At 58.2% G+C, this 5,002-nt stretch carries 5 protein-coding genes; 1 reads left to right on the forward strand and 4 read right to left on the reverse strand.

The window, feature by feature from the left end:
* Positions 1 to 303: 303 nt before the first annotated feature.
* Positions 304 to 1,062: a class I SAM-dependent DNA methyltransferase gene (locus SMC5_RS07365; RefSeq protein ID WP_119120190.1), complete on the forward strand. Its 759-nt coding sequence runs from the start codon at positions 304 to 306 to the stop codon at positions 1,060 to 1,062.
* Between the two features lie 95 nt (positions 1,063 to 1,157).
* Here SMC5_RS07365 and ptsP read toward each other — a convergent pair whose 3' ends face one another.
* The 4 genes from ptsP to SMC5_RS07385 form a co-directional block, all read right to left on the reverse strand.
* On the reverse strand, positions 1,158 to 2,783 hold the full coding sequence (gene ptsP / locus SMC5_RS07370; RefSeq protein ID WP_119120191.1) for a phosphoenolpyruvate--protein phosphotransferase: 1,626 nt from the start codon (positions 2,781 to 2,783) through the stop codon (positions 1,158 to 1,160).
* A complete protein-coding gene (locus SMC5_RS07375; RefSeq protein WP_119120192.1) occupies positions 2,780 to 3,052 on the reverse strand; it encodes an HPr family phosphocarrier protein in 273 nt (90 codons plus the stop codon). Before SMC5_RS07375 ends, ptsP begins: the two co-directional genes overlap by 4 nt.
* Before the next feature lie 131 nt (positions 3,053 to 3,183).
* Entirely contained in the window at positions 3,184 to 4,245 is a 1,062-nt protein-coding gene (locus tag SMC5_RS07380; RefSeq protein WP_165846316.1) for an amidase domain-containing protein, read from the reverse strand.
* A 136-nt stretch (positions 4,246 to 4,381) separates the two neighbouring features.
* A partial coding sequence (locus SMC5_RS07385) for an NRAMP family divalent metal transporter (RefSeq protein ID WP_165849018.1) occupies positions 4,382 to 5,002 on the reverse strand: 621 nt, incomplete at its 5' end.

Genomic DNA, 5,002 nt, shown 5'->3' on the forward strand with positions numbered 1-5,002 from the left:
ACGTCCTCAAGGCGAACGAGGGCAATACGTATTGATGGAAGTGACTTCGCCATATCCGGGGAACGCGAGACGGCCTTCGCTGAAGGCATGATGCTGGTCAGTGCTGCTAGGATCATCACTGCAACAAGAACTGCTTTCATTGTTCGTTTCATGTTTTCCACCGGACCTTGTCCTTGCCAATCTGGTAATGCGGAATATTCTATGCGATTCGGACGAAAGGGCAAGATATATGGTTTTCAACGTTGTTGACCGCAGGACGTGCTGGTGCTAGATTGACTAAAAGCGCACTGGTGGGAGGTTTGTATGGAGTCGTCCTACACGGTACCATTTGCACAGGCATACAATCAACGATGGACCGGGTTCGTGACGCTGATCGGGCCGAGGCTGCGGACCTTGTATGAGCAGATCTGTCCCCGGGGTGAGCGGTCGCTGCTCGACGTCTGCTGTGGCACTGGGCAGCTGGCGCTGCAGTTCCTGCAGGCGGGGTACATCGTGACAGGTTTGGACAATTCGGAACCCATGCTGGTCCATGCGCGCGTCAATTGCGCTTCGTTCGTATCCTCTGGCGAGGTGTCTCTCGTCCAGGGTGACGCGGCCGACTTCTCGCTGTCCTCGCGGTTTGGGCTTGCGGTGTCGACGTTCGACGCCCTCAACCACCTGTCCGGCATCGACACCTTGCTGTCCTGTTTCGCGTGTGTGCACCAATGCCTGCTGCCTGGAGGACTGTTTGTGTTCGACCTCAATACGGTGATGGGACTGCGACGTTGGAACAATATGACTGTGGAGGACGCTCTGGATGCAATGGTCATCAACCGTGGCATGTACGACGAAGGCAAACGTCAGGGACGCATCAAGATCTCCGGATTTGTCCGGCAGGAGTCGGACAGCTGGCTTCGCTTCGACGAGACATTCGTGGAAAACGCGTGGCCGGTGCGAGAGGTGACCACCGCGCTGCTGGAGGTCGGGTTCAGTGCAGTCTACCAGGCGCGTGCCGCAGACCTGACGGTACCTCTTGCCGATCCGGAGTCCGAGCCCCGCGTCTTCTTCGTCGCCCGGGTGTAGCAGAAGCGGGGTCGTTCCCCATTGTTTCACGGCAGTAGCAGAACCGGCCCCATCTTTGAACGGGGCCGGTTGTTGTTCAATGAGATGAGAGTGCGCTAGAGCGAAAGGATGATCTGCTTAGCGCGCGGGATCTTCGCGGACGACATCGACAGTTCGTCGACGCCCATGGCGATAAGAACAGGGATTGCCTGCGGGTCCCCCGCCAATTCACCACAGACGCCCACCCATTTGCCATGGGCGTGCGCTGCCTCAACCGTCATGCGGATGAGTGATAGCACGGCCGGGTGGAGTGGCTGGTATAGATAGTTGAGGTCGCGGTTCGTTCGATCGGCGGCAAAGGTGTACTGTGTCAGGTCGTTCGTTCCGATGGAGAAGAAGTCGACTCTGTCGGCAAGACGCTCTGCATCGAGCGCGGCAGACGGAATCTCGACCATGATGCCGACCTCGAGGTCGTGGTCATACGCGATTCCTTCTGCGTCCAGTTCCTTGCGCACGCTCTCGAGCAGAAGATTGGCTTGTTCGATCTCCTCGGCGACAGCGATCATTGGGTACATGATCCGCGTCTTGCCGGCCGTGCTCGCCCGCAGAATGGCGCGCAACTGAGTCTTGAACAATGTTGGTCTGCGCAGGCCAAGACGGGTCGCGCGCACGCCGAGGAACGGGTTGGCCTCGGCGGGAAGGTGCAGGTAGGATATCTGCTTGTCCCCTCCGATATCCAGGGTGCGGATGATGACGGGTTTGGTGCCAAACGCAGCGAGAACAGAACGGTATGCTTCGACCTGCTCGTCCTCTGTCGGTGGGCTGTCCCGGTCGAGGAACAGGAACTCAGTGCGATACAGACCGACTCCGTCAGCGCCGAAGCGCAGGGCGGTGGCGACATCAGCAGGGCCGCCGATGTTGGCAGAAACCTCGATATGTTTGCCGTTCCCGAGCACCACTTCCTTGTCCTTGTACTTGGTCAGGAGCTCCTGTTCTGCTGCAAGGGCGCGGGCGCGCTCTTCGAGGGCTGTACGTTCCTCGGGCGTGGGGTCCAGAACAACCGTCCCGGCGGCTCCGTCGACGCCCAGCCGTGCATGTTCGTTGATGCCTGCGAGCGCCGTGCCCAGACCGACGACGGCGGGAATGCCGAGCGCCTGAGCAAGGATAGCGGTATGGCTTGTTGTACTTCCCTGCTCTGTCACAAAGCCCAGCACCTTCTCGCGGTCGACAGACGCGGTATCCGCCGGAGCAAGGTCACGGGCAACGACGATCGCCGGGTACGGCAGGGCGCGCAGGTCGGCCTTGGGCATTCCCAGGAGGGCGCGGACCACACGATCCCCGACATCCCGGATATCTTTGGCCCGCTCACGGAAGTAGGCGTCGGCCAGGTTGTCCATAAGCTGGGCACTATCCTCATAGGCACGGCGTACGGTTGCTGCGGGGCTGTATCCTTCCCGTGCATATCGTTCCATGGCCTCCTGCAGGGTCGGGTCGTCCAGGAACATCTGATACGCGGAGAAGATCTCGGCTTCCTTGCTCTTGCCCTGTTCTTCCATGCGTGCGTGCAGTGCCTCGACCTGACGATGGACGCTCTCGTTTGCCAGACTGATCGCCTTGAGTTTCTCCTCGGCGGAGATCGAGTCGTGAGATTCGAGATCCAGCACGACGTTATCCGGGCGGTAGATGTACACTCGGCCGATAGCGATGCCTGCTGACGCAGCTATGCCTTTGAGAGTGCTCATTCTTCTTCACCGATGGTGGTTGTCAGCAGCGTCTCCAGAGCATCCAGGGCTGCGGTCTCTTCGGTTCCTTCAGCCTCCACCTGGATGACAGAGTCCTTGCCAGCGCCCAGGGAAAGCACGCCGAGGATACTCTTGGCATCTACTGTACGGCCCTCACGGGTGACCTTGATCTTTGTTGACTTGAAGTGCCCCGCTGTCTGAACGAATAACGTAGCAGGACGTGCATGTAATCCACTCTTGTTGTGAATAGTAAACGTTCGCGCTGTCATAGTGCCATCGCCTCCCCAGGCATTCCCCACGTCTTCCGTCGCGGTGGGGCGTCGACTGTCAGTGTACTTCGGAGGCAGGAAATACAACGCAGAATCGTGAACAGCAGCAGATCACTACTTCCGGCCTGCTGTCAGTCTCCGACTGTGGCTGCTGCTGGCTGAGTCGCTGCGGTCCGGAACGTGGTGTCCGGTCCTGCCGTGAGGCGGCCGTCCAGGGCAACTCCCACCAGACGCGTGTGATACAGTGTATCCGGCTGGAGTCCCGTGACTGCAAAATGAATATCATTGGTCATGTTTCCGAGGAGCGGTCCCTGCTTGTTGGTGGCGAAGCCATAGGTTTCTGAAACGCCATATTCGAAGAACCAGAGAACCAGCTGACTATCAGGTTTGATGACTCCGTTCAGCACTGCCGACGTGAACATTACCAATGATGGGGCCAGCGTTGTGACGAGACTTGCGGGCTTGACTGATTCGAGTTGAGGGTCGAGAACAGCGGCGTGAACTGAACTTCTTGACGTCACGGCAGGCTCCGCTACAACGGCCGTCTTTGCAGAAACTGCAGGTTTAGGAGTCACAACAGCTGTTTTTGCAGAGGCCGCGGGCTTGGAAGCCACCGCGACCGTGATCGGTCCCTTGACGATGTGGTAGTACTTCACATATGTCCAGGCGCTGAATAACCAGCCGAGGGTTGTATTCTTCCGGTCAAAGGTGTGGGCGGTGAAAAGGGGTTGGCCGTTCGATTGTTTGGCCGAGACAATGACCGCGTGACGCAGACCCAGCCAGTTGCCGAAAATGGCGACATCACCAAGTTGCAGACCAGTCGGTGCGCGCGACCTCGAGGACGTCTTCCAGACAGTGGCTTTGAGGGTTTTTGTCAGGAAAACGTCCAGGTTCACGCACTCCCCAATGCTTCCGCTCCTGTTAGCCGAAGAACTTGCCCGCAGGTTGAGTCCACCTGCAATAAGGCACTGTGAAACAAAGTTGGCACAATCACCGACGCCGTAGCTCTGGAATTTGGGATTGCGCTTGTTCCACCACTGGTTGGCATACTGGATGGCCTTGAGAGGGTTGTACGTCGCAGCGCTGACGCGTGGAGCGGGAGAGAAGACCACCGAGGAAGCTGTCGCCACGATGATGGCCAAAACAACGGCAATCTGTCTTCTCCACCGTGCTACTGCTTTCGAGTCTGTCATAATACAACTCCTTACTTCCCATGTGGTCCGACTTGGGATGGCCAGATAAGAGGTGCCCTTCCCTTCTGCCAAGTTCATTAAAGCCAAGCCGGGCGTCTTGTCAAGAGCGCGAGAATGTGACCTGCCCGTTCCGCCGCTAACGAAGAAGATTGCGAAGCGTGTCGACCAGGAGAAGGACGTTGAGACCACTGACGACGACAGTCGTCGTCCACAGGAAAACGCGGTCGGGTGTGTTGTTTGCGTACTTCCCCATCACGCGCGGGTTGGAGGTGAGCAGGATCTGCAGGACGATCGTCCACGGCAGCTGAATAGAGAGTGCTATCTGGCTGAAGATCAGGGTCTTGAACGGGTTGGTGATCACGAGCGCAATCAGCAGAGCTCCAAGCAATGTCATGATGATGCCCAGCCGTGTGTGGTTGTCCGACGGATCATAAGGCTCCCCGGACATGCCTGCAACAATACTGCCGCCTGCCATGCCCGCAGTAACTGAAGATGAAAGGCCGGCCATGAGCAGTGCTCCACCGAAGACGACAGCGGCCGCCCGGCCCAGCATCGGCTGCAAGATGGCTTGAGCCTGTCCAAGTTCCGTGACGGCGATTTTGCCGGCAAAGAACGTCGCTGCGGCAAGGATGATCATGGAGCTGTTGATGGCCCACCCGATCACCATGGAGTTCAGGGTGTCCACGAACTCGAACCGGAGTTGTTTTTCTATGACGTCTGCACCCTTCTGATTCAGCTGGCGGCTCTGGATGATCTC

The organism is Candidatus Cryosericum odellii (genome assembly GCF_003570935.1).
GTDB lineage: Bacteria > Caldisericota > Caldisericia > Cryosericales > Cryosericaceae > Cryosericum > Cryosericum odellii.

Coding starts and splice junctions, on each gene's coding strand:
- SMC5_RS07380 (WP_165846316.1), bottom strand. CDS start 4,245: ATGACAGACTCGAAAGCAGTAGCACGGTGGAGAAGACAGATTGCCGTT.
- SMC5_RS07375 (WP_119120192.1), bottom strand. CDS start 3,052: ATGACAGCGCGAACGTTTACTATTCACAACAAGAGTGGATTACATGCA.
- SMC5_RS07365 (WP_119120190.1), top strand. CDS start 304: ATGGAGTCGTCCTACACGGTACCATTTGCACAGGCATACAATCAACGA.
- ptsP (WP_119120191.1), bottom strand. CDS start 2,783: ATGAGCACTCTCAAAGGCATAGCTGCGTCAGCAGGCATCGCTATCGGC.